General features: G+C 55.1%; 2 protein-coding genes. Both read left to right on the top strand.

Going from position 1 to position 2,804, the window contains the following annotated elements; all coding sequences use genetic code 11:
* Positions 1–86: 86 nt before the first annotated feature.
* On the top strand, positions 87–1,019 hold the full coding sequence (gene trxB, locus ACI31J_RS03830) for a thioredoxin-disulfide reductase (RefSeq protein WP_439773113.1): 933 nt from the start codon (positions 87–89) through the stop codon (positions 1,017–1,019).
* A 139-nt stretch (positions 1,020–1,158) separates the two neighbouring features.
* The coding region (locus ACI31J_RS03825; RefSeq protein WP_439773112.1) for a phospho-sugar mutase at positions 1,159–2,804 on the top strand (1,646 nt) is incomplete at its 3' end.

The following is a 2,804-nucleotide window of genomic DNA, read 5'->3' as shown; positions in this document are numbered from 1 at the left end:
ATTATAAGTAAGCAAAACGATAGACAAAGCGGCCTGGAATCGGTATGATGGGGGTAATAACTGACTGCTGACGGGAGGAATCGTAAATGGCAGAAACGAAGAATTATGACGTGGTGGTAATCGGGGCCGGTCCTGGCGGGATGACGGCGGCAATGTATGCTTCCCGGGCAAACCTGTCCGTGGTGATGCTGGACCGGGGGATCTACGGCGGCAACCTGAACAACACGGCCACCATTGAGAACTACACGGGTTTTAAGAGTGTCCAGGGGCCGGAACTGGCCAAGCAGATGTATGACGGGGCCACCCAGTTCGGGGCCGAATACGCCTACGGGACCGTCACCAAGCTGGTCGATAAGGGCGCCACGAAGGAAATCACCACCGACATGGGCGATACCTATGTTGCCAAGGCGGTAGTGATTGCTACCGGTTCGACCCAGCGCCACCTCAACGTTCCCGGAGAGGAAGAGTTCGGCGGCAAGGGCGTCTCCTACTGTGCGGTCTGCGATGGGGCCTTCTTTAAGGGCCTCCACCTGGTAGTGGTCGGCGGCGGGGATTCCGCGGTCGAAGAAGGGATGTACCTGACGCAGCTGGCTTCCAAGGTCACGGTCCTCGTGCGCGGTGACCACCTGCGGGCCCAACCGTTGTTGCAAGACGAGGCCGCCAAGAATGACAAGATGGAGTTTGTCTACAACACCAGCGTCACCGAAATCGTGGGCGACGATGTCAAGGTCAGCGGGGTCAAGACCCACAACAATGCTACCGGAAAAGACGGCGAGTTGGCCGCTGACGGGGTCTTCATCTACGTCGGCAGTGTGCCGATGACCAACGCCTTCAAAGACCTGGGAATCTTGGATGACCAGGGCTGGGTCAAGACCGACACCCAAATGCGGACCAGTGTTCCCGGTATCTTTGCGATCGGGGACGTCCGGGAAACTCCGCTGCGGCAAATCGCTACGGCGGTTGGTGATGGGGCCATCGCCGGCCAGCAGGTTTACCAATATCTCAACAGCGCCAAGTAATATTGCGACGGCCATGGATCTTGCCATGGCCGCCTTTTTTAGTCTGGTAAAAGTTTAGTAAAACAATTGGTAAACTTTCCCATTAAAAGTAATCTGCGGTATACTAGACAGCAGAGAAAAGAGTAAAGGAGACTTCACTGTGAGCTGGAAAGATACCTATCAAGTTTGGAAGGAACGGACGGATCTCGATCCGAAGCTGAAGCAAGAATTAGACGCCATGACCGATGATAAGGAAATTGAGGATGCCTTTTATGGCCCCCTGTCATTCGGAACGGCGGGGATGCGTGGCCTGATGGGACCAGGGATCAACCGGATGAACATTTACACTGTTCGGCAGGCAACTGAAGGGTTAGCAACCCTGATGGATTCCCTGGGCGACGACATTAAGAAGCGCGGGGTTGCCATTGGTTATGACTCCCGGCACCACTCTTACCAATTTGCCCATGATTCTGCCCGGGTCCTCGGTGCCCACGGCATTAAGGTCTACATTTACGACAATGTGCGGCCAACGCCAGAACTGTCCTTTGCCGTTCGTGACAACCACACCTACGCCGGAATCATGATCACGGCTAGTCACAACCCAAAGGAATACAATGGTTACAAGATCTACGGTGAAGACGGTGGTCAGATGCCGCCAAAGGAATCCGACATGATGACCGGCTACATCCGTAAGATCAAGGACATCTTCGACATCAAGCTGGCCGATGAACAGGAAATGCTCAACAGCGGCCTGGAAACGGTCATGGGCGAGGACGTCGATCACGCCTACCTGCAACACGCCAAGGAAGTTACGGTTAACCCTGAACTGGCCAAGGAATATGGTAAGGACATGAAGTTTGTCTTCACGCCACTCTGCGGGACTGGTCGGATGCTGGGCGAACGAGCCCTGCGCCAAGCCGGCTTCACCAACTTTACGATTGAACCAACCGAGGCCCAACCAAACGGGGACTTCCCTGGTCTGGAACACCCGAATCCAGAATTCCCAGAGGCCTTCGTCCGGTCAATCAAGCTCGGTAAGCAGATTGATGCCGATGTCCTGATCGCTACCGACCCGGATGCCGACCGGCTGGGCTGTGCTGTGCGTCAGCCAAATGGTGAATACCAACTGCTGACGGGGAACCAGATTGCCTCCATCATGCTCCACTACATCCTGGAAGCTCACAAGCAGGCGGGTACCCTGCCAAAGAATGCGGCGGCAGTTAAGTCCATCGTTTCCACGAACTTTGCTGCTAAGATTGCCGAAAGCTACGGGGTATCAATGATCAACGTCCTGACCGGGTTCAAGTGGATCGCGGACCAGATTCACCAGTACGAAACCGGCAAGGCTGACCACACCTTCATGTTTGGTTTCGAAGAGAGTTATGGCTACCTGGTCAAGCCATTCGTCCGGGACAAGGATGCCATCCAATCCCTGACCCTGCTGGCTGAGGTAGCGGCTTACTACCGGAGCCGGAACATGACCCTGTACGATGGCCTGCAAGAACTCTTCAAGAAGTACGGCTACTTCCGTGAAAAGACGATCGCCAACACCTACGCCGGGGTTGATGGCCCGGCCAAGATCCAAGGCCTGATGAAGAAGTTCCGTGAAGAAGCACCAGAAGACTTCGCCGGCCATAAGGTAGAAGTCACTGAAGACTTCTCCAAGGGGACCAAGACGACGGCCGATGGCAAGGTCAGCGAATTGGGCATTCCAGAATCCAACGTCCTGCGTTATGTTTTGGACGATGAGACCTGGATCGCCATCCGGCCATCCGGGACGGAACCAAAGCTGAAGTTCTACATTGG

Source organism: Limosilactobacillus sp. (assembly GCF_051873075.1).
Classification (GTDB): Bacteria; Bacillota; Bacilli; order Lactobacillales; family Lactobacillaceae; genus Limosilactobacillus.
This window is presented reverse-complemented; position numbering and strand designations above follow the sequence as displayed.

What these genes read in the sequence shown, in the direction of transcription:
- trxB (WP_439773113.1), top strand. Translation starts at nt 87, where the DNA reads ATGGCAGAAACGAAGAATTATGACGTGGTGGTAATCGGGGCCGGTCCT.